17 protein-coding genes are annotated in these 20,722 nt (G+C 59.1%); 8 read left to right on the top strand and 9 right to left on the bottom strand.

Annotated features, from left to right (window positions below; all coding sequences use genetic code 11):
* Positions 1-184 precede the first annotated feature (184 nt).
* Positions 185-1,480: an OprD family porin gene (locus ACZ89R_RS06030; RefSeq protein WP_429546372.1), complete on the bottom strand. Its 1,296-nt coding sequence runs from the start codon at positions 1,478-1,480 to the stop codon at positions 185-187.
* Positions 1,481-1,718: 238 nt separating this feature from the next.
* Between ACZ89R_RS06030 and ACZ89R_RS06025 the strand changes: the two genes are divergently transcribed.
* On the top strand, positions 1,719-2,339 hold the full coding sequence (locus tag ACZ89R_RS06025; protein WP_123495187.1) for a TetR/AcrR family transcriptional regulator: 621 nt from the start codon (positions 1,719-1,721) through the stop codon (positions 2,337-2,339).
* A 107-nt stretch (positions 2,340-2,446) separates the two neighbouring features.
* Here ACZ89R_RS06025 and preA read toward each other — a convergent pair whose 3' ends face one another.
* The 3 genes from preA to hydA form a co-directional block, all read right to left on the bottom strand.
* Complete coding sequence (preA, locus tag ACZ89R_RS06020) at positions 2,447-3,721, bottom strand: NAD-dependent dihydropyrimidine dehydrogenase subunit PreA (protein ID WP_429546373.1); 1,275 nt, start codon at positions 3,719-3,721, stop codon at positions 2,447-2,449.
* Positions 3,722-5,089 carry an NAD(P)-dependent oxidoreductase gene (locus ACZ89R_RS06015; protein WP_429547889.1) on the bottom strand — a complete coding sequence of 456 codons (1,368 nt, stop codon included), beginning with the start codon at positions 5,087-5,089 and terminating at the stop codon, positions 3,722-3,724.
* A 211-nt stretch (positions 5,090-5,300) separates the two neighbouring features.
* Complete coding sequence (hydA, locus tag ACZ89R_RS06010) at positions 5,301-6,740, bottom strand: dihydropyrimidinase (protein WP_429546374.1); 1,440 nt, start codon at positions 6,738-6,740, stop codon at positions 5,301-5,303.
* 621 nt (positions 6,741-7,361) lie between these two features.
* On the opposite strand from hydA, the gene ACZ89R_RS06005 reads away from it, so the two are divergent.
* The 4 genes from ACZ89R_RS06005 to sigJ all read left to right on the top strand — a co-directional run bounded on the left by ACZ89R_RS06005 (position 7,362) and on the right by sigJ (position 11,792).
* Positions 7,362-8,846, top strand: coding sequence for an NCS1 family nucleobase:cation symporter-1 (locus tag ACZ89R_RS06005; RefSeq protein ID WP_429546375.1), 1,485 nt, complete (start codon positions 7,362-7,364; stop codon positions 8,844-8,846).
* Between the two features lie 140 nt (positions 8,847-8,986).
* Positions 8,987-10,270, top strand: a complete 1,284-nt coding sequence (locus ACZ89R_RS06000) for a Zn-dependent hydrolase (RefSeq protein ID WP_429546376.1) — start codon at positions 8,987-8,989, stop codon at positions 10,268-10,270.
* Positions 10,271-10,460: 190 nt separating this feature from the next.
* Positions 10,461-10,895, top strand: a complete 435-nt coding sequence (locus tag ACZ89R_RS05995; protein ID WP_429546377.1) for a carboxymuconolactone decarboxylase family protein — start codon at positions 10,461-10,463, stop codon at positions 10,893-10,895.
* Positions 10,896-10,898: 3 nt separating this feature from the next.
* On the top strand, positions 10,899-11,792 hold the full coding sequence (gene sigJ, locus ACZ89R_RS05990; protein ID WP_429546378.1) for an RNA polymerase sigma factor SigJ: 894 nt from the start codon (positions 10,899-10,901) through the stop codon (positions 11,790-11,792).
* 742 nt (positions 11,793-12,534) lie between these two features.
* Here the strand turns inward: sigJ and ACZ89R_RS05985 are convergent.
* Complete coding sequence (locus tag ACZ89R_RS05985) at positions 12,535-12,993, bottom strand: REP-associated tyrosine transposase (RefSeq protein ID WP_429546379.1); 459 nt, start codon at positions 12,991-12,993, stop codon at positions 12,535-12,537.
* A 543-nt stretch (positions 12,994-13,536) separates the two neighbouring features.
* Between ACZ89R_RS05985 and ACZ89R_RS05980 the strand changes: the two genes are divergently transcribed.
* Together ACZ89R_RS05980 and ACZ89R_RS05975 are read left to right on the top strand one after the other, a co-directional pair.
* Complete coding sequence (locus ACZ89R_RS05980; RefSeq protein ID WP_429546380.1) at positions 13,537-15,033, top strand: helix-turn-helix transcriptional regulator; 1,497 nt, start codon at positions 13,537-13,539, stop codon at positions 15,031-15,033.
* A gap of 193 nt (positions 15,034-15,226) precedes the next feature.
* The gene (locus tag ACZ89R_RS05975; protein WP_429546381.1) at positions 15,227-15,475 is read left to right on the top strand and encodes a DUF1652 domain-containing protein; all 249 of its coding nucleotides are present in this window, start codon (positions 15,227-15,229) and stop codon (positions 15,473-15,475) included.
* Positions 15,476-16,102: 627 nt separating this feature from the next.
* Here ACZ89R_RS05975 and ACZ89R_RS05970 read toward each other — a convergent pair.
* The 3 genes from ACZ89R_RS05970 to ACZ89R_RS05960 all read right to left on the bottom strand — a co-directional run bounded on the left by ACZ89R_RS05970 (position 16,103) and on the right by ACZ89R_RS05960 (position 19,387).
* On the bottom strand, positions 16,103-17,218 hold the full coding sequence (locus tag ACZ89R_RS05970; protein WP_429546382.1) for a Gfo/Idh/MocA family protein: 1,116 nt from the start codon (positions 17,216-17,218) through the stop codon (positions 16,103-16,105).
* A gap of 295 nt (positions 17,219-17,513) precedes the next feature.
* Positions 17,514-18,281: an SDR family oxidoreductase gene (locus ACZ89R_RS05965; RefSeq protein ID WP_008009686.1), complete on the bottom strand. Its 768-nt coding sequence runs from the start codon at positions 18,279-18,281 to the stop codon at positions 17,514-17,516.
* Between the two features lie 38 nt (positions 18,282-18,319).
* Positions 18,320-19,387, bottom strand: a complete 1,068-nt coding sequence (locus tag ACZ89R_RS05960; RefSeq protein ID WP_192343638.1) for a phosphotransferase family protein — start codon at positions 19,385-19,387, stop codon at positions 18,320-18,322.
* A gap of 189 nt (positions 19,388-19,576) precedes the next feature.
* Here ACZ89R_RS05960 and ACZ89R_RS05955 point away from each other — a divergent pair, with 189 nt between their 5' ends.
* Complete coding sequence (locus ACZ89R_RS05955; RefSeq protein WP_429546383.1) at positions 19,577-19,972, top strand: DUF4280 domain-containing protein; 396 nt, start codon at positions 19,577-19,579, stop codon at positions 19,970-19,972.
* A 203-nt stretch (positions 19,973-20,175) separates the two neighbouring features.
* On the opposite strand, the gene ACZ89R_RS05950 is transcribed toward ACZ89R_RS05955, so the two are convergent.
* Positions 20,176-20,718, bottom strand: a complete 543-nt coding sequence (locus ACZ89R_RS05950; RefSeq protein ID WP_429546384.1) for a toxin-antitoxin system YwqK family antitoxin — start codon at positions 20,716-20,718, stop codon at positions 20,176-20,178.
* Positions 20,719-20,722 lie beyond the last annotated feature (4 nt).

Here is a 20,722-nt window from a genome sequence, read left to right as displayed (position 1 = left end):
ACGGAGGGTCATGTTCATCCAGTGAGTGCACTGAACCTGTGGCGAGGGAGCTTGCTCCCGCTGGGCTGCGAAGCAGCCCCCAAACCAGAAGTTCAGGAACATTCAGAGATCGGATTGGGAGCGCTTCGCACTCCAGCGGGAGCAAGCTCCCTCGCCACAGGGTATGCAGCTAGCAATGTCCGACTTACAACAACGAAATCGGGTAACTGATAAAGATCCTGTTCTCATCGAATTCATTGGTGCTGAAATCGCGGCGGATGGTCGCGTTGCGCCATTTGACGTTGAGGCTCTTCAGCGCGCCGCTTTGCACGGTGTAGGCCAGTTCCGATTCGCGGCCCCATTCCTTGCCATCGGTGATCGCCCCGGTGTGCACGTTATCGCCGTTGATGTAGCGGTTCATCAGCGTCAGGCCGGGGATGCCGAGGGCGACGAAGTTGTAGTCGTGGCGCACCTGCCAGGAGCGTTCCTTGGCGTTGTCATAGCTGGCGTTGTAGCTGTCGTTGGCCAGCGTGCCGCCGCTGGTGCCGTTGACGCGCATCCAGGCGCTGTCGCCGCTGAGTTTTTGCAGGCCGACATAGAAGGTATTGCCGCCGTATTTGGCCGAGAGCAGGGCGAACGCGGTTTTGTTGTCGAGGTCGCCGGCCAGCGCGCTGCCGTCTTCCTTGCCGATGAAGTAACCGAGGTTGGCACCCAGGGTCCAGTCACCCATAGGCTGGCTATGGCTCAGGTTGAAATACTGCTGCTGATAAATGTCGCTGAGTTCCGCGTACCAGACGCCGACCTGAGTGCGCTTTTCATTGAACGCATACTCGCCGCCGCCAAAGTTGAAGCGGTCGGAGGTGAACGCGCCTCTGCCGTTCATCGACATGTCTTCCATGCTCGCGTCATTGCGCGGGCTGTTGCCGCGGAACTGGCCGCCGTAGAGCGTCAGGCCGCTGAGTTCGGTGGAGGTGACCTGGCCGCCGCGAAAGGTTTGCGGCAGCGAGCGACCATCATCGGAGCGCAGGATCGGCAGCACCGGCATCCATTCCCCGACCTTCAATTCGGTTTTCGACACCTTGGCTTTCAGCGCCACACCCAGACGGCCGAAGTTGTCGGCGGGGCGGCCGTCATCATGGATCGGCAGCAACTGCGTGCCGCCCGTGCCCTTACCGCCGTCCAGTTTTTGCGAGTACATACCGAGCACATCCACGCCGAAACCGACGGGACCCTGAGTGAACCCGGATTTGGCGTCAAGGATGAAGTTCTGCGTCCACTCTTCAGCCTTGCCCTGGGCATTGTTCGGGTTGGTGAAGTTGCGATTGATGTAGGCATTGCGCAGATTCAACGTGGCCTTGGCGTCATCGATGAAACCTTCGGCCTGACTGGTCATGGGCAGGACGAAGGCCAGGCTGCTGCAACCGATCAGACTGAGGGTTTGGCGACGGACGAAGGTGCGGCGAGGGGTGCTGGTGAAGGAATTGCGGGCGAGTCTGCTCACGATAACGCTCCCTTGTTTTTTGTTGTTTTTATTTTATGTCATACGTCGTCGTACAACATTGGCGGGCGATTATTTGCGAGGCTTTAAGGGGATGTCAATCACAAGTTATACGATGACCTCTCCATCAATGTTGACTGTCACCGAGCTGCAAGACCACCGTACGAAGTTTCGTTTTCCCCTGTCGCCCCGATCCAGAGCGGATGCTAGTCTTGACCAACGCTGTTGTCAGGGAGCCCTCATGGGCAATCACAAGATCGAGATTCGTCGCAGTAACGTCGAAAAAATTCTGCTGGGGGCCGAAAAAGTCTTCGCCGAAAAAGGTTTCGGCAGCACCGCCATGGCCGACATCGCCGCCGAAGTGCAACTGCCGCGTTCCAACCTGCATTACTACTTCAGCACCAAGAGCGAGCTGTACAGCGCGGTATTGCTGGGTTTGCTGGAGGTCTGGAAGCAGGACGCCTTGTGCTTCGAGATGTTCGATGACCCGCGTGTGGTACTCAGCAGTTACATCCGCGCCAAGATGAACCATTCCCGCAGCCGGCCGTACGGCTCGAAAGTCTGGGCCAACGAAATCATCCACGGTGCGCCGACACTGGGTGACAAACTGGACGCCAGCCTGTACGACTGGGCCAAGATGAAAGAAGCGAAGATTCGCCAGTGGGTGGAGGACAAACGCATCCTGCCGGTGGAACCTTCCAGCCTGCTGTACATGATCTGGGCCTCGACCCAGCACTACGCTGACTTCGATCACCAGGTGAATATTCTTAATGATCACCAGCCGCTGTCGGACATGCAGTTCGAGCGGGCGGTGCAGACGGTGACGAGTGTGATATTGCGTGGGATCGGGTTGGAGCCATAAATCAAAAGATCGCAGCCTCGTTTCACTCGACAGCTCCTACAGAGAAATGCGTAACCCTGTAGGAGCTGTCGAGTGAAACGAGGCTGCGATCTTTTGATCTTCAACGATCAAACAGCAACGTGGTACGGATTCCTCGGATCATGGTTCCAGTCCAGGAACGGCTTGCCGGTATCCATCGGCACCATCTCGATGCAATCCTGCACCGGACACGTGATCTGACACAGATTGCACCCCACACACTCATCATCGATCACTTCATATTTATGCGTCCCGTCCGCCTGTTTAAGGCTCGCAATCGCCTGGTGCGAGGTGTCTTCGCAAGCGATGTGGCAGCGACCGCAACCGATGCACGCCTGCTGATCAATCTTCGCAATCACCTGATAGTTGATGTCCAGGTACTTCCAGTCCGTGGTATTGCCCACCGCTCGCCCGGAAAATTCCGACACGCTGGCGTAGCCCTGACTGTCCATCCAGCGCGACAAACCGTCCTTCATCTCCTCGACAATCCGGAAACCATGCAGCATCGCCGCCGTGCATACCTGCACCGAACCGCTGCCCAGGGCAATGAATTCCGCCGCATCGCGCCAGCTGCCGATGCCGCCAATACCGGAGATCGGCAGGCCTTGGGTCTGAGGATCGCGGGCGATCTCCGCGACCATGTTCAACGCAATCGGCTTCACTGCCGAGCCGCAATAACCACCATGGGTGCTTTGGCTGCCAACGGCGGGGTTGGCGACCATACGTTCCAGGTTGACGCTGGTGATCGAGTTGATGGTGTTGATCAGCGACACCGCATCGGCCCCACCCCGGTGCGCGGCACGGGCCGCGACGCGGATGTCGGTGATGTTCGGCGTGAGTTTGACGATCACCGGTAGCGAGCAATAGGTCTTGCACCAGCGGGTGACCTGCTCGACGTATTCCGGCACTTGGCCGACCGCCGCGCCCATACCCCGTTCCGGCATGCCGTGGGGGCAGCCGAAATTCAGTTCAATGCCATCGGCTCCGGTGGCTTCCACCAGCGGCAGGATGTTTTTCCATGACTCTTCGACGCAGGGCACCATCAGCGACACGATCAGCGCGCGATCCGGCCAGTCCTTTTTGACCTGGGTGATTTCCCGCAGGTTGATCTCCAGCGAACGGTCGGTGATCAGCTCGATGTTGTTAAAACCAAGCACCTCCCGATTAGCCCCGAAGTGTGCCGAGTAACGCGACGATACGTTGACCGCCGCCGGGTCTTCACCCAGGGTTTTCCAGACCACGCCGCCCCAGCCAGCCTCGAACGCGCGAACCACGTTGTAGGCTTTATCGGTCGGTGGCGCAGAGGCCAGCCAAAACGGATTGGGGGCTTTGATGCCGGCGAAGACAATCGAGAGATCGGCCATTTACGCAGCCTCCACGTTGAGCATGAGTTGAGCGTTGATGGCCTCGGCGGCCAGCTTGCCGTGCTGCACGGCCTGCACGGTGAGGTCCTGATCGAGGCTGGTGCAATCGCCGCCGGCATACACGCCGGGAATGCTGGTACGCAGCTGTTCGTCGACGAGGATGCGGTCGCCCTGACGCTTGAGTTCACGGGCCAGCGGATCGGCGAGGGCGCTGTTGTCGAAGGTTTGGCCGATGGCTTTGAAGATCGCGTCGGCGGCCAGTTCGAAGGTTTCGCCGGTGGTTTGCAGACGACCTTCCACCAACCGGGTGCGGGCGAAGCGCATGCCGCGCACCTGGCCCTTATCGTCGAGCAGCACCTCTTGCGGTTGCGCCCAGGTCAGCAGCCGCACCTGATTGGCCTTGGCGATGTCCTGTTCGTGACCGGTGGCACCCATGTCCTCGACGCCACGACGGTACACCAGATTCACGTCGCGAGCGCCGAGACGGGCCATTTGCACGGCCATGTCGATGGCGGTGTTGCCGGCACCAAGGACAATGCAGTGCTCGGCCAGTGGCAGTTGCGTCAGGTCATCGGCCTGACGCAGTTCGCGGATGTAGTCGGTGGCGGCGAGCAGGCCGGGGGCATCCTCATGGGCTAGCCCCAGCTGTTTGCTGGCGGCCAGACCAAGGCCGAGGAACACCGCATCGAATTGCTGATGCAGTTCGCTGAGGGTCAGGTTGTCGCCGAGTTTCTGCCCGTGGCGAATCTCGATCCCGCCAATCCCCATCAGGAATTCGAGCTCCTTCTGCGCGTAATCGTCCACCAGTTTGTACTTGGCGATCCCGTATTCGTTGAGGCCGCCAGCCTTTTCCCGCGCCTCGAAAATCACCACGTCATGGCCGTGCATGGCGCTGCGGTGCGCGCAGGACAAACCGGCCGGGCCGGCACCGACCACGGCGATGCGCTTGCCGGTCGAGGCGGCACGCTGGAACGGGTGTTCGCTGAAATGGGCATTGTCCACGGCATAGCGTTGCAACAGGCCGATCAGCACCGGCGCGCATTCCTGGGCGTTGTTGCGCACGCAGGCCTGCTGGCAAAGAATCTCCGTCGGGCAGACCCGGGCGCAACTGCCGCCGAGGATATTCGCCGAGAGGATTTTCTGCGCGGCGCCCTGAACGTTTTCCTGATGGATATTGCGGATGAACGATGGAATGTCGATGTCGCTCGGACAGGCATTCACACACGGCGCGTCGTAGCAGTACAGGCAGCGCGAGGCTTCCAGATGGGCCTGACGGTCGTTGAGCGGTGGCGCCAGATCGGTGAACTGGCCAGCGAGGGCGGCCGCGTCCTCATGGGGATGCGGGAGGTGGTTCAAGGTCTTGATCACGGTGTTGGCCTCACGGTTATTTGAGGTGCTGCCTCTGGTGGGCATTGATTGGTTCACATACGTCCCCCTGTAGGAGCTGCCGAAGGCTGCGATCTTTTGATCTTGATGTTAAAAAGCAAAGTCAAAAGATCGCAGCCTTCGGCAGCTCCTACAGGGGAATGCATTTCAACTGTGGGAGCGAGGCTTGCCTGCGATAGGCCGAAGGCCGCTCTCAGCGTTTCACTGCCGTCGGCTTATTCATCTCAGCCCGCTTGCTCAGCAAATCAAACACCGCCGGATACGCCGGCCGTTCGACATACCGACCGGCACCACGCTCGGCGCGCAAATCACCATCGGCCCACACCACTCGGCCCTGGCTGACGGTGTGGCTCGGCACGCCGCGCACGGTCTTGCCTTCGAAGATGTTGAAATCGACTTGCTGGTGATGGGTCTTGGCTGAAATCGTCCGCGTACCTTCCGGATCCCAGAGCACCAGATCCGCATCGGCGCCAACGCGGATTGCCCCTTTGCGCGGATAGAGGTTGAAGATCTTCGCGGTGTTGGTAGAGGTGAGGGCAACGAAGTGCTGCATCGACAAGCGACCGGTGTTCACCCCTTCATCCCAGAGCACCGCCATGCGGTCTTCGATACCGGCGGTGCCGTTGGGGATTTTGCTGAAGTCGTCACGACCGGCGGCTTTTTGCTCGGCGCAGAAGCAGCAGTGGTCGGTGGCGGTGGTGTGCAGGTTGCCCGCTTGCAGGCCATGCCAAAGCGCCTCTTGATGGCCGCGAGGACGGAAGGGCGGGCTCATCACGTAACCGGCGGCGGTCTGCCAGTCCGGGTGTTGATAAACGCTGTCGTCCAATAGCAAATGCCCGGCCAGCACTTCGCCGTAGACCTGTTGGCCTTTGCTGCGGGCGTAGGTGATTTCGTCGAGGGCTTCCTTGGTCGAGACGTGCACCAGGTACAGCGGCGTGCCGAGGGTTTCGGCAATGCGGATCGCCCGGCTCGCGGCTTCACCTTCCACCTGCGAAGGCCGCGACAGCGGATGTGCTTCTGGCCCGGTCATGCCCTGAGCCATCAATTTGCGTTGCAGGTGATAGACCAGCTCGCCGTTTTCCGCATGCACGGTCGGCACCGCGCCCAATTCCAGACAACGCTCGAAACTCGCCACCAACGTATCGTCGGCGGCCATGATCGCGTTCTTGTAGGCCATGAAATGCTTGAAGCTGTTGACCCCGTGGTGGCTGACCAGCTCGGCCATTTCCTCGCGGACCTGTTCGCTCCACCAGGTGATCGCGACATGGAAACCGTAATCCGACGCCGACTTCTCCGCCCAGCCGCGCCATTGATGAAACGCCTCCATCAACGATTGCTGCGGGTTGGGAATCACGAAGTCGATGATCGACGTGGTGCCGCCGGCCAGTCCCGCCGCCGTGCCACTGAAAAAGTCTTCGCTGGCCACCGTGCCCATGAAGGGCAACTGCATATGAGTGTGCGGATCGATGCCGCCGGGCATCAGGTATTGGCCGCTGCCGTCGAGCACTTCGGCATCGGCGGGAACATCGAGGTTTTCACCGATGGCTTTGATCACGCCGTCGGCGCAATAGACGTCGGCGCGATAACTTTCATCATGGGTAATAACGGTGGCGCCACGGATCAACAGAGACATTCCGAGTTCCTCGCAGGCATTGACCGACTGATGCCGGTTCTAAATGTTTTATATGAAGCAGACGCCAATCGGTGTATTCCTGTCAGCGCTGTCAAGAATAGACGCTAGCTGCAGTTTGTGGATTGAGCAAGAATATTTTTTATAACCTTATTTCTGTTTTAACTAATTGAAAAATAACGATAAAAACTGAAAATCACCAAAATGGTGAGGCCTCTCACCATTTTGACGCACTTGACAGGTTGCAAAAATAGACGAGATTTTCTATGTGAAATCAGCCGCTTGAGGATGGTCTATGGTTGATGCGCAATCTTTCAAAAAAGATCGACGCACCAGATTGAGTCCTGACTGTTCGGACAACTTGCCTGACATTCGGCCTGAGTGGCATGGCAACTCACCGCGGATTCAATAGTTGGATAAATAAAGCTGATTAACATCAGTTGGTTAGCGAAATTTTATGGCACTGCCCGATGCGTAAGCGGGGCACCCGGCACGTTTATTGATGCCGCCGCTGACACCTTGGCCGGTCCGTAAAAGTTGTCAGTTTCTCCGGCCATCGTCCGGCTCGCGCACCTCGCGCCAGCCCTGATGAGCAAAAATAATCAAAAGAACAGTGGAGCGGCCATGCAACAGATCAGATCGCAAGTGACCGAGCGCGACGGCTTGTTTGAGCTCGAAGCCGGCAGCGACGTGCTTGACAGTCCCCGTTACAACCACGACATGGCACCGACCAAGGTGCGCGAACGAACCTGGAACAAATGGCACATCACTGCGCTGTGGGTCGGCATGGCGATCTGCGTACCGACCTACACCCTCGGCGGCGTGCTCACCGCTTATTTCGGCCTGAGCGTCGGTGAAGCGCTGCTGGCGATTCTGTTTGCCAACATCATCGTGCTGATCCCGCTGACCCTGAACGCCTTCCCCGGCACCAAGTACGGCATTCCGTTTCCGGTGTTGCTGCGCTCGTCCTTCGGGATCCTTGGCTCCAACATTCCGTGCCTCATCCGTGCCCTGGTGGCCTGCGGCTGGTTCGGCATCCAGACGATGTTCGGCGGGCTGGCGATTCACCTGTTTCTCGGCTCGGTGTTCGATGGCTGGAAAGCCCTCGGCGGTACCGGTGAAGTGATCGGCTTCATGCTGTTCTGGGCCTTGAACCTGTGGGTGGTGATTCGCGGCGCGGACTCGATCAAATGGCTGGAAACCCTTTCGGCGCCGTTGTTGGTGCTGGTGGGTGTGGGGCTGCTGGTGTGGGCGATGCCGAACGTATCGATGACTGAATTGATGGCGATCCCGGTCAAGCGTCCGGAAGGGGCCAGTGTGGTCAGTTACTTTGCCGCCGGGCTGACCGCCATGGTCGGGTTCTGGGCCACCTTGTCGCTTAACATTCCAGACTTCAGCCGCTACGCGAAAAGCCAGAAGGATCAGATCATCGGGCAGATTATCGGCTTGCCCCTGACCATGTTCCTGTTCGCCTCCCTTGGTGTGGTGATGACGGCCGCTTCGGTAAAACTGGTCGGCGTTACTGTCTCCGATCCGGTCACGTTGATCGGCCATATCCAGAGCCCGGTCTGGGTCGCCCTGGCCATGGCGCTGATCATCATTGCTACGTTGTCCACCAACACCGCGGCCAACATTGTTTCGCCGACCAACGATTTCCAGAACGTCGCGCCCAAGGTCATCAACCGCACCAAAGCGGTGATGCTCACGGGTTTGGTCGGGTTGGCGCTGATGGCCCATGAGTTGTTGAAAAAACTGGGGCTGATCGTCTCGGATTTGAGCCTGGAGACGGTGTATTCCAACTGGTTGCTGGGCTATTCAAGCCTGCTGGGCCCGATCGCCGGGATCATGGTGGTGGACTATTTCCTGATCAAGAAACAGCAACTGGACCTGGCGGGCCTCTACCGTGATGACGTTTACCCGGCGTGGAACTGGTTCGGTTTTATCGCGTTCGGCGTGCCGGTAGCGCTGACGCTGTTGTCGCTGGGCAGCGATGCGTTCAGCTGGTTCTACAGCTACGGCTGGTTCACTGGCTCGGCCCTTGGTGGGTTGATTTATTACGGGTTGAGTGTGATGCGGCCGAGTCCGACTGCCGTGAAATCGGCGGTGTGAGGGATGGCCTCATCGCGAGCAGGCTCGCTCCCACAGGGGAATGCATTTCAACTGTGGGAGCGAGCCTGCTCGCGATGGCGGCCTCAAAGACATCAAAAATTCGCCTGAAGAACCTATAACAACTGCCTGAGGAGATCACCATGAACGCTGCCATAGACGTTCTGCAGTCCACCCATCAGCACATCAACCGCGACCGTCTGTGGCAGTCGCTCATGGACCTCGCCAAACTCGGTGCCACGGTCAAGGGCGGCGTCTGTCGGCTGGCCCTGACCGACCTCGACCGCCAGGCCCGGGACATCTTCGTGAACTGGTGCGAGGAAGCCGGCTGCACCGTCAGCATTGACGCCGTCGGCAACATCTTCGCCCGCCGTCCGGGGCGCAACCCGAATCTGCCACCGGTGATGACCGGCAGCCACATCGACACCCAACCCACTGGCGGCAAGTTCGACGGCTGCTTCGGCGTGCTGGCCGGGGTCGAAGTCTTGCGCACCCTCAATGACCTGGGCGTGGAAACCGAAGCGCCGCTGGAAGTGGTGGTCTGGACCAACGAAGAAGGCTCGCGCTTCGCTCCCTGCATGATGGGTTCCGGCGTGTTCGCGGAAAAATTCACCCTCGAAGAAACCCTGGCCAAGGTCGATGCCGAGGGCGTGACCGTCGGCGAAGCCCTGAACGCCATTGGCTATGCCGGACCGCGCAAGGTCAGCGGCCATGCCGTAGGCGCGTATTTCGAAGCTCACATCGAGCAAGGCCCGATTCTTGAGGATGAGCGCAAAACCATCGGTGTCGTGATGGGCGCCCTCGGGCAGAAATGGTTCGACCTGAAACTGCGCGGCGTCGAAGCCCACGCCGGTCCGACGCCGATGCACTTGCGCAAGGACGCTCTGGTCGGTGCCTCGGTAATCGTCGGCGCGGTCAATCGCGCCGCCCTCGGCCATCAACCCCACGCCTGCGGCACCGTCGGCTGCCTGCAAGCCTACCCCGGCTCGCGCAACGTGATTCCTGGCGAAGTGCGCATGACCCTGGATTTTCGTCATCTGGAGCCGGCGCGACTCGATTCAATGATCGCCGAAGTTCGCGAAGTCATCGAAACCACCTGCGAGGAACACGGCCTGACGTTCGAACTGACCCCCACCGCCGACTTCCCGCCGCTGTACTTCGACAAGGGTTGCGTCGAAGCGGTACGCGGCGCGGCGCAAGGGTTGGGTTTATCGCACATGGACATCGTCAGCGGTGCAGGGCACGACGCGATCTTCCTCGCCGAACTCGGCCCGGCGGGGATGATTTTCGTGCCTTGCGAAGGCGGTATCAGCCACAACGAAATCGAAAACGCTGCACCCGATGATTTGGCCGCCGGGTGTGCGGTGTTGTTGCGGGCGATGTTGGCGGCTTCGGATGCGATTGCCAGTGGTGAATTGGCGGCTTGAAGATCAAAAGATCGCAGGCTTCGCCAGCTCCTACAGGGGTTGCGTACATCCGCGGGTGTACTCGGTCAATGTAGGAGCTGCCGAAGGCTGCGATCTTTTGCTTCTACGCGTTAAAAAAACGTCCCCCACGTCACAAACCCGAATCCTCAATCGTCATCCTGTTGAACCCCACAATTAGCGGAGCAACACGATGTCGTCCAACACCCAACCGGTCAACCTGCTGCAATCCATCCCTCAGGTTTTCGAAAGCCTGGCCCAGGTCCATGTCACCCTCGACAGCCATGACCTGGACCCGACCCTCAAACACTTGGTGCACCTGCGTGCCTCGCAGATCAACCAATGCGGTTTCTGCGTGAAGATGCACACCCGCGAGGCGCGTGAGGCCAATGAAACCAACGAGCGCCTGGATCGCCTGATTGTCTGGCGCCATGTCAGCGATTTCAGCGCCGCGGAACGCGCCGCCCTGGCCTGGACCGAAGCCCTGACCGTACTCGATGAAAAGACCGATTACGCCACCCTGCGCGGCGACTTGCGCGAGCATTTCAACGATGCGCAGATCGGTGCCTTGACGGCCGAGATCGGCATGATCAACCTGTGGAACCGTTTGCAGGTGTCGAGGCACTGATCGATGAACTCCGCTGAAAACGCCGCCGCTGTATTCGAGCAGCGCCGGCCCTTTTTGCTCGGTCTGGCGTATCGCATTCTCGGCTCGCGCACCGAAGCCGAGGATGTGGTGCAAGAGTTGTTCATCAAGTGGCTGGAGGCCGACCGGGCCTCCATCGCCACGCCGGCCGCCTGGCTCACCACGGCCTGCACCCGGCACTGCATTGACCTGCTGCGCTCGGCGCACACGTCACGGGTCGATTACATCGGCACCTGGCTGCCGGAGCCGATTCACACCACCCACCAGCATTCACCCGAACACATGCATGAACTGGCCTCGTCTTTGTCCACCGCATTCCTGCTCTTGCTGGAACGGCTGACACCCAAGGAACGCGCCGCGTACCTGCTTTACGAAATTTTCGACATGGATTACGCGCAAGTCGCCGAGGCGATCGGGGTTCAGGAAGCGGCTTGCCGCAAACTGGTGTCCCGGGCCAAGGCTGGCCTGGGGAGCGGGCAAATCCGCTATCAGCCGGAGCCGGCGCGACAGGACCAATTGCTGAACGCCTTTCACAGCGCCATCGCCAGCGGCTCAACCGCGTCCCTGACCGCGCTGCTGGCCGAAGACGTCGAACTCTGCGCCGACGGCGGCGGCAAGGCCTCGGCCATCCGCGAAACCCTGTTCGGCATCAACAGCGTGCTGGAATTCATACGCCAGTCGCTGCACACCTACTGGCAAACGTACGAATGGCTGCCCACGGCAATCAACGGCGCTCAAGGCGTGATCATCAAAACCGACGGCGAACTCGTCGCGTCGCTGAGTTTTGGTTTTGACGAAGCGGGGCGGGTGAACCGGATTTTCATCATGCGTAATCCGGATAAGTTGGCGGGGTTGGAAGCGGGGTTGGACGTGCGATAATGCATCGACCCGAAAAGATCGCAGCCTGCGGCAGCTCCTACATTGACCGGGTACACCCGTGATCATGCGGATGCATGCATTCCCCGTAGGCGCTGGCGAAGCCTGCGATCTTTTGATCTTACGATTTGTCAGGCGAAAAGATCGCAGCCTGCGGCAGCTCCTACATTGACCGAGTACACCCATGATCATGCGGATGCATGCATTCCCCGTAGGAGCTGGCGAAGCCTGCGATCTTTTGATCTTACGATTTGTCAGGCGAAAAGATCGCAGCCTGCGGCAGCTCCTACATTGACCGAGTACACCCATGATCATGCGGATGCATGCATTCCCCGTAGGCGCTGGCGAAGCCTGCGATCTTTTGATCTTACGATTTGTCAGGCGAAAAGATCGCAGCCTGCGGCAGCTCCTACATTGACCGGGTACACCCGTGATCATGCGGATGTATGCATTCCCCGTAGGCGCTGGCGAAGCCTGCGATCTTTTGATCTTACGATTTGTCAGGCGAAAAGATCGCAGCCTGCGGCAGCTCCTACATTGACCGGGTACACCCGTGATCATGCGGATGCATGCATTCCCCGTAGGCGCTGGCGAAACCTGCGATCTTTTGAACTTCCGATTTGTCAGGCGAAAAGATCGCAGCCTGCGGCAGCTCCTACATTGACCGAGTACACCCATGATCATGCGGATGCATGCATTCCCCGTAGGAGCTGGCGAAGCCTGCGATCTTTTGATCTTGACCCTCTCAAATCCAAATGGCATCCCACAACGGATAATCACCCACCCGTTTCACCAATCCCGCGCGCAACGGATTCATGACGATGTAACGCGCTGCGCCCTTGATGTCTTCATCGCGACGCAAAGCCCGATCGTAATATCCTCGTTGCCATAATCGGCCTTGGCTGCGACGCACAAGATTGATCGAACGGCTGCTCCTGGATTTGATGCGGCACATCAGCTCGGCCAAGGTCCCGTGCTGGAGTTCCAATAACCAATGCAGGTGATCCGGCATCACTACCCATGCCATCGAGTGGACCACCGAAGTTTGATCGGCGCAGCGCAGTTGGTCGACCAGAAGCCGTCCCATCCGCCAATCTGCGAACACCGGCTCTCGTTGATGAACGACGACGGTCAGTAGATAAATACGACCAGATTCGGAAAATCGAGCCTTGCGCAGGCGACATCCTTTTGCAGCGATAGCCATTCCTTGGCCTCCTTGAGGTGTGTTGTCAGGTAAACGTTAGTCGTTAGCATGAGTGGCACGGATGAAAGCGTTTTCGGAATATTTCGAATCCGCCGAAAAGATCGCAGCCTTCGGCAGCTCCTACATTGACCGAGCACACCCGTGATCACGCGGATACACGCAACCTTGACCGGGTACACCCGCGATCACGTGGATACACGCAACCTTGACCGGGTACACCCGCGATCACGCGGATACACGCAACCTTGACCGGGTACACCCGCGATCACGTGGATACACGCAACCTTGACCGGGCACACCCGCGATCACGTGGATACACGCAACCTTGACCGGGTACACCCGCGATCACGCGGATACACGCAACCTTGACCGGGTACACCCGTGATCACGCGGATACACGCAACCCCTGTAGGCGCTGGCGAAGTCTGCGATCTTTTGATCTTGTGTTCCCGGCAGCCGCTTCATTCGCACTATCAGAGCCCCCAGCGGTCGTAATCTTCACAGGGCCGCGCGTAACGGCGCCGCCGCAATCGTGGAGTTCCAATGAGCCAGGACGTCCTGACCACCGAAACCAATCGCCGCCAGTTGCAGCAGATCATCGCGGGCCTGTCCGACGGGGTGATTCTGCTGGAGCTCGACCAGACGATCCTCTGGGCCAACGATGCCGCGCTGACCATGCACGGCGTCAGTCGGATCGGTGAGCTGGGGGCCAATGCCAAGGAATACGCGAAGCGGTTTGCCTTGCGCTATCGCAACAATCACCCGGTTGCGACGGAGAATTATCCGATCAGCCGTGTTGCCCGCGGCGAGATGTTCAACGATGTACTGGTTGAATTGACGCCAGTCGAAAACGACGAACGCACCTGGGTTCACAGCGTGCGCAGCATGGTGCTGGCCGACCACGCCGGCGAGCCGGAGTCGTTGGTGCTGATCATGGATGACGTCACCGAATGGGCCAGCGCCGAGCAGCGTTTCGAAAAGACCTTCAATGCCAACCCGGCCCCGGCGGTGATCTGTCGCCTCAGCGATTTGCGCTACATCAAAGTCAACCAGGGCTTCCTGGAAATGACCGGTTATGCCCGCGATCAGGTGATCGGCGCTTCGACCTATGAGCTGGATGTGCTGGAGCGCGCTGAAAACAAGGACCTGGCCAAGCAGCGTTTGCGTGACGGGGCAACCATTCCGCAGATGCAGGCCGAACTGCAATTGCCCGACGGTGGCAGCAAACAGGTAATCGTTGCCGGGCAACCGCTGGAGCTCAACGACGAAGCTTGCATGCTGTTTTCCTTCGTCGACATGGAACTGCGGCACAAGGCTGAAATAGCCCTGCGCCAGAGTGAGGAACGGTTTGCCAAAGCCTTTCGCCTCACTCCGGTGCCGATCCTGGTGTGCAGCGCCGACGATCAAGCGGTGATGGACGTCAACGAAGCGTTTCTCGATACCCTCGCATGCCCGAGTGAAGAGGTGCTCGGCAAGACCGTGGCGCAACTCGGTTTCATCGATGACGCAGGCGCTCGCACGCGACTGTTTGCGGCCCTGGAGAAAACCGGGAGTGTGGATCGCGTCGATGTCAGGGTGCGCCGCAAGGATGCCGGGCTGATCGATTGCGCCGTCTCGGCGGACACCGTGAACATTCAGGGTGGCACTTGCTACCTGCTGGTGTTGATGGACATTACGGAGCGCAAACGCACCGAGCTGGAACTGGTGTCAGCCATTGAAGAGGTGATGAAAGATGCCTCCTGGTTCAGCCGCACGCTGATCGAAAAACTCGCCAACGTGAAGAACGTCAATTCACCGCAGTTGCCCACTGTGTCGTTCACCGAACTGACCGCGCGAGAGCGCGATGTGCTCGGCTTGATCTGTGAAGGCCTGGCCGACAAGGAAATCGCCGCACGCCTGAAACTGGCGCCTAATACGGTGCGCAATCATGTTTCGACGGTGTATTCCAAACTCGACGTGCACAGCCGCAGCGAGGCGATTGTATGGGCTCGCGAACGGGGTCTGTTCTCCAGCGAGAGGCGGACCAAGGGGCAACGTTAAGATGCAAATGCACTAGTTGGGATGGTGCAATTTGATGTTCTGCTCAGGGGCTGGTTTTTCTAGGCTGTGAGGGTGCGATACGTGGCTTCGAGTCGGTATCGCGTCCTTTTCGAAGCAGCTAAAGGAACAGCCACATGGGTGCGAACAGTTCAAGCGTGGAGTCGATTTCAGCTCGTCGCCAAGGTGAATCGGGATGACTCATCTGGCGCAATTGCGTATGCAACTGGAGCGGAGTTTTTCGCCATTGGCCTGTGAGTGCGCGCTCACTGGGGATAATTCGTTGACGGTGAAGCTTTATCATCCGGCGACGGGGCAGGTGGATCTGGTGGTCAGCGGGTTGAGCATGGTGAATCTCAGGACACCAGAGGCGGTGACGGCGCTGATTGAAGAGTTGCGGTACGAGCTTGAGAGCATTGGTCTGCATCGGTCCAGTGCGTTGTAGGCGCTGGCCAGTAATTCGTGTCTCACGGATGTACTGTAGGAGCGACGCTTGCCCGCGAAGACGGCCTTATAGCCTATAAATTTCCCGCTGATGTACGCGGTTCAAACGGTGGGAGCGAGCCTGCTCGCGATAGCTATTTGTCAGGCAATCGGGATTTTTGATGGTGTGCATATCCATTCCTGCGATGACGGCCAGTCTATCCGCTGTTTTTCTGGCATTGGCGGGTGGCTGGGCTATAAGGAATGCGAGGTATTTCTTTTCTGTGACGGGGCCGCAGGTAGGCGGTGTGGTTTTTGTGTCGCGGAAAATGTCGATTACTTACCGCGGGTCAACCTATGAACAGTCTTGGTATACGTATTTTTTCGCCACTGTCGCTCATACTCTGCGCGGCGATTCTGGGTGGATGTGCCAGTCCGCCACCTCCACCACCCGCTGCGCCGCCACCACCACCGGTTCGTACCTGTCAGACCTCCGAAAACACCGATGTGCAGGGTGATATGAGGGCAGAAGGGCAGGTGACGCGGACCACGACCCTGACCCGTTGCGTCACTCAGTAAGTTTGCTCCGGTTAATGGCGTTTACCGCCAGTGGCCCTCTGCGACTGGCGGGTGTCGCCCGAGCGGCGATTCAGACTTCCTCGATCCTGACCCAACGCGACTCGTGTGCCGCCAAACGAATCGCTGTCGCCAGGCGTTCGACTTCCCATGCCTGCTCGAAATCTGTCCCGTCCTGACCGAGGCCGGCCAGCGCCATCACCAACTCATGCACTTCCAAAGTCTTGAGTTCGTTGTAACCCAACTGATGCCCCGGTGCCGGGCTGAAAGCGGCATAACCCGTTAAATCCGGCCCTGCCAGCAGCCGTTGAAAACCGCCTTGCCCTGCGCGATACATCCGCAGTTCATTCAAGCGTTCCTGATCAAACGCCAGGGTGCCCCGGGTGCCGCTGATTTCAAAACTCAGATGATTCTTGTAACCGTGTTTGAGCCAGCTGCTGCTGAACGTCCCGCGCGCGCCGTTGGCGAACCGCAGCAACGCGTGGACCTGATCATCGACCGCGACGTCGCGCCGTTCCTGGCCACCTAGCGTAACGGGGCGTTGCGCATGCACGGTCTGGGTATCCGCGCACACCGCCTGAATATCGCCAAGCAGATGACGGGCCATGGCCAGCAAATGACTGCCAAGGTCCGCCAAGGCACCGCCGGCGTAATCGGCGTCACAGCGCCAGGACCAGGGTGAAACGGGATCGGCCATGAAGTCTTCGCTGAATTCGCCCTGGAAACTGATGATCTGTCCCAACGCTCCGCTTTGAATCAAATCGCGAGCCAGGCCGATGATCGGATTGTGCTGGTAGTTGTAGCCGACCCGCGTCACCACGCCCGCAGCTTTAGCGGCCAGACGCATGGCGCTAGCCTGTTCGAGGTTCACTGCCAGCGGCTTCTCGCAATACACCGGCTTGCCGGCGGCGAGGGCGGCCATGGCCATGGGGTAGTGCAGATGATTAGGGGTTGTGATGGCGATCAGATTGACCTTGGGGTCGTTGATCAGCTGTTGCCAGTCGCTGTGAGCGGCATCGAAGCCCCACGCGTCGGCGCAGTGCCGGGCGCGCTGCGGATCGGCGTCGGCGAGGGCGGCGAGTTTGAGCTTCAGCGGCAATTCAAAAACGGCGCTGACGTTGCGAAAGGCCAAGGCGTGGGCGCGGCCCATGAAACCTGTGCCGATAAGTCCGATACCGAGTTCGCGCATAGCCGGGGTCCTTTGGATTTTTATTTTCAGGAGGGCTATTTATGGAATAAATATTCCTAATATGCAAATGGTGGAATAAATATTCTTATATTGTATCCGATACTGCCTGTGGAAACATACCAATCCCTCTGTAGGAGCTGCCGAAGGCTGCGATCTTTTGATCTTTAACGATTCAACTAACGCCATAGATCAAAAGATCGCAGCCTTCGGCAGCTCCTACACGGGGGTGGTGTGCTCACGTGAGAAGCAAAAAAGGCAGCCATTTGGCTGCCTTCGGTTTATTCGCAGAACCCAATCAGGACAAGAACCCACCATCCACATTCAACGAAACCCCAGTCGTGTAGCTCGACGCGTCACTGGCCAGGTACAACACCGCACCGGCCATTTCACTCGGGTCCGCCACGCGCTTGAGCGGAATCTGCTGCAGCGCGGTTTTCAGGATGGCGTCGTTCTTCACCAGCGCCGAAGCGAACTTGGTGTCGGTCAGACCCGGCAGCAGGGCGTTGCAACGGATGCCGAATTGCGCGCATTCCTTGGCGAAGACTTTGGTCATGTTGATCACCGCTGCCTTGGTCACTGAGTAGATGCCCTGGAAAATCCCCGGCGAAATACCATTGATCGAGGCGACGTTGATGATGCTGCCGCCGCCGTGTTCGCGCATCAGCTTGCCGGCTTCCACCGACATGAAGAAGTAGCCGCGAATGTTCACGTCGACGGTTTTCTGGAAGGCGCTCAGGTCAGTGTCCAGTACGTTGCAGAACTGCGGGTTGGTCGCCGCGTTATTGACCAGAATGTCCAGGCGCCCGAACTGTTCGCGGATGCCGGCGAAGACCTGGGTGATCTGCTCCATTTCACCGATGTGGCAGGCGACTGCGGTGGCTTTGCCGCCAGCGGCGATGATCGCGTCGGCAACGTGCTGGCAACCGTCGAGTTTGCGGCTCGAAACGATGACGTGGGCGCCTTGTTGCGCCAGCAGTTTGGCGATGGCTTCACCAATGCCGCGGCTGGCGCCGGAGACGAAAGCGATCTTGCCGTCGAGGTCGAACAACTGAGTCTTGGACATGATTTTTCCTTGTTATTGGGCCCGATCAGCGACCGTGATCAGAGGCTGGATTTCGAGATGACTTGCAGGCTCATCTGCTCCAGCAGTTTGTTCATGTGAATGAACTGCGCGAAGCGTTTGTCCTGGGTCTGACCATGGAAGAAGCGGTAGTAGATCTGCTGCACGATGCCGGCCAGGCGGAACAGGCCGTAGGTGTAGTAGAAGTCGAAATTGTCGATCTGGATGCCCGCGCGTTCGGCGTAGTAATCGACGAATTCACGGCGGGTCAGCATGCCGGGGGCGTGGCTCGGCTGGCGGCGCATCAATTGCACCGGCGCCGGGTCGTCGGCTTCGATCCAGTAGGCGAGGGTGTTGCCCAGGTCCATTAGGGGATCGCCGAGGGTGGTCAATTCCCAATCCAGCACGCCGATGATCTGCATCGGATTCTCGGGGTCGAGGATCACGTTGTCGAAGCGGTAATCGTTGTGGACGATGCTCGACGTCGGGTGGTCGGCCGGCATCTTGTCGTTGAGCCAGGCCTTCACCGCTTCCCACTTAGGCGCGTCCGGGGTCAGGGCTTTTTCGTAGCGCTCGCTCCAGCCTTTGATTTGCCGTGCCACATAGCCTTCGGGTTTGCCGAGGTCGCCCAGGCCATAGGCCTTGTAGTCGACCCGGTGCAGTTCCACGAACTTGTCGATGAAGCTCTTGCACAGGGTTTCGGTCTTCGCTGAATCAAGCCCCAGTTCTGGTGGCAGTTCGGAGCGCAGGATGATCCCCTTGACCCGTTCCATCACATAAAACTCGGCGCCGATCACTGATTCGTCGGTGCAGTGCACATAGGCTTTGGGGCAATAGGGAAAGCCGTCCCGCAGCTGATTGAGAATGCGAAATTCGCGGCCCATGTCGTGGGCGGACTTGGCCTTGTGGCCGAACGGTGGCCGACGCAGGACGAATTCCTGTTCGGGGTATTCCAGCAGGTAGGTCAGGTTCGACGCACCGCCCGGAAACTGGCTGATTTTCGGTAAGCCGCTCAGGCCCGGAATGTGCGCCTTGAGGTATGGATCGATCAGGCTGGCATCGAGTTCTTCGCCGGAGCGGATACGGGTGGACTGGTCAGTAAGCGCCATGCTTATCCCTTCTGCTTATTTTGGAGGCCAGACATCATTGACTAATCTAATGGTGCGCCGGGGTGGCCACAAGCGCGGCACGGTCTTATAGGTTAGCGTGTTGCCGGATAATCAGCGTTCCTGATGTGCGCGAACGGGCTCGGCGGACTATGGTTCAGTGGAGCGTCGCTTCCAGGAAGGAGATTCGACATGGGTTGTCCGCAAGTTTGCGCCACCGCGACCCTGCAATGCAGTTTCGGCGCGGTACCAGCGGTACTCAACGTGTTGCCGGTGAATCGCACGCTGACCGGGGGCATGCCAGCGGCGAACATCATGGATCACATCCCGCTGGTGAACATCATGCCGTTCGGCACGTGCATGAGCATGGCCAACCCGATGGTCGCGGCCGCCACCGCCGCAGCGCTTGGCGTATTGACGCCGATGCCGTGCATCCCGGCCACCGCCACCCCGTGGATCCCCGGCGGCGCGCCGACCCTGCTGCTGGGCGGCATGCCGGCCATCGATGCCAACAGCACCCTGATGTGCAATTGGGCAGGGGTGATAAAAATCGTGATGCCGGGGCAAATGCAGATGCTCATTCCCTGACCGCACACGATCAAACTGTGGGAGCGGGCTTGCTCGCGAAGGCGCCGTGTCAGGCGACATCGATGTTGAATGTGAGGGCCATATCGCGAGCAGGCTCGCTCCCACATTTTGATCTGCGTCGTACACAAATACCGTGTTGAACCGAAATCTCCTGTGGGAGCGAGCCTGCTCGCGATGTGGCCATGACAGTCACCACAACAGGTTCAGGCCTCAGCAGGATCACTCCAGCGCCTGAACCACCAGCGAACCCTGGAAATCGGCTTACCCTCGGCGTCCAGCGGTCGCCCATCAGCAGCAAAACCCTGTTCTGGTTCCAGCAGTTGACCGTTGAGATAACGAGCCTCGACGGCGGGTTTGCCGTTGGGATGAAAGCGCTGATACCGCCCCTCGCGCACGCCATCGCGGTAGAACTCTGCTTCGGCCAGTTGCCCGTCGGGAAAGTAATTGAATGCCTCGCCATGCAGCAGCCCTCGGCGGTAAGTCGCCTTGCGCTGCAGCCAGCCTTGCGGCGCATAGAAACTCGCGACCCCCTGCAGCTTGTCACGAGCAAACGGCAGCTGCGCCGAGACCTTGCCATTGGGGTGGTAAAGCAGGGTAGTGCCTTGTAGCTCGCCCTGGATGTACTGCAAATCAGCCTGCGCGCGACCGTCATCCTTGATGTGCAGCGCACCGTCGAGCTGGCCATCGAGCAAGCGACCTTTGAGCTGTTTATCGTTCTGCTGCAAATCCAGCGGCGTGATGGCCATGGGT

The sequence above is a fragment of the Pseudomonas sp. TE3728 genome, assembly GCF_056279145.1.
Note: the sequence above shows the minus strand (reverse complement) of the source record. Positions and strands in the feature narration are given on the sequence as shown.

What these genes read in the sequence shown, in the direction of transcription:
- ACZ89R_RS06025 (WP_123495187.1), top strand. Translation starts at nt 1,719, where the DNA reads ATGGGCAATCACAAGATCGAGATTCGTCGCAGTAACGTCGAAAAAATT.
- preA (WP_429546373.1), bottom strand. Translation starts at nt 3,721, where the DNA reads ATGGCCGATCTCTCGATTGTCTTCGCCGGCATCAAAGCCCCCAATCCG.
- hydA (WP_429546374.1), bottom strand. Translation starts at nt 6,740, where the DNA reads ATGTCTCTGTTGATCCGTGGCGCCACCGTTATTACCCATGATGAAAGT.
- ACZ89R_RS06005 (WP_429546375.1), top strand. Translation starts at nt 7,362, where the DNA reads ATGCAACAGATCAGATCGCAAGTGACCGAGCGCGACGGCTTGTTTGAG.
- ACZ89R_RS06000 (WP_429546376.1), top strand. Translation starts at nt 8,987, where the DNA reads ATGAACGCTGCCATAGACGTTCTGCAGTCCACCCATCAGCACATCAAC.
- ACZ89R_RS05995 (WP_429546377.1), top strand. Translation starts at nt 10,461, where the DNA reads ATGTCGTCCAACACCCAACCGGTCAACCTGCTGCAATCCATCCCTCAG.
- sigJ (WP_429546378.1), top strand. Translation starts at nt 10,899, where the DNA reads ATGAACTCCGCTGAAAACGCCGCCGCTGTATTCGAGCAGCGCCGGCCC.
- ACZ89R_RS05985 (WP_429546379.1), bottom strand. Translation starts at nt 12,993, where the DNA reads ATGGCTATCGCTGCAAAAGGATGTCGCCTGCGCAAGGCTCGATTTTCC.
- ACZ89R_RS05980 (WP_429546380.1), top strand. Translation starts at nt 13,537, where the DNA reads ATGAGCCAGGACGTCCTGACCACCGAAACCAATCGCCGCCAGTTGCAG.
- ACZ89R_RS05975 (WP_429546381.1), top strand. Translation starts at nt 15,227, where the DNA reads ATGACTCATCTGGCGCAATTGCGTATGCAACTGGAGCGGAGTTTTTCG.
- ACZ89R_RS05970 (WP_429546382.1), bottom strand. Translation starts at nt 17,218, where the DNA reads ATGCGCGAACTCGGTATCGGACTTATCGGCACAGGTTTCATGGGCCGC.
- ACZ89R_RS05965 (WP_008009686.1), bottom strand. Translation starts at nt 18,281, where the DNA reads ATGTCCAAGACTCAGTTGTTCGACCTCGACGGCAAGATCGCTTTCGTC.
- ACZ89R_RS05960 (WP_192343638.1), bottom strand. Translation starts at nt 19,387, where the DNA reads ATGGCGCTTACTGACCAGTCCACCCGTATCCGCTCCGGCGAAGAACTC.
- ACZ89R_RS05955 (WP_429546383.1), top strand. Translation starts at nt 19,577, where the DNA reads ATGGGTTGTCCGCAAGTTTGCGCCACCGCGACCCTGCAATGCAGTTTC.
- ACZ89R_RS05950 (WP_429546384.1), bottom strand. Translation starts at nt 20,718, where the DNA reads ATGGCCATCACGCCGCTGGATTTGCAGCAGAACGATAAACAGCTCAAA.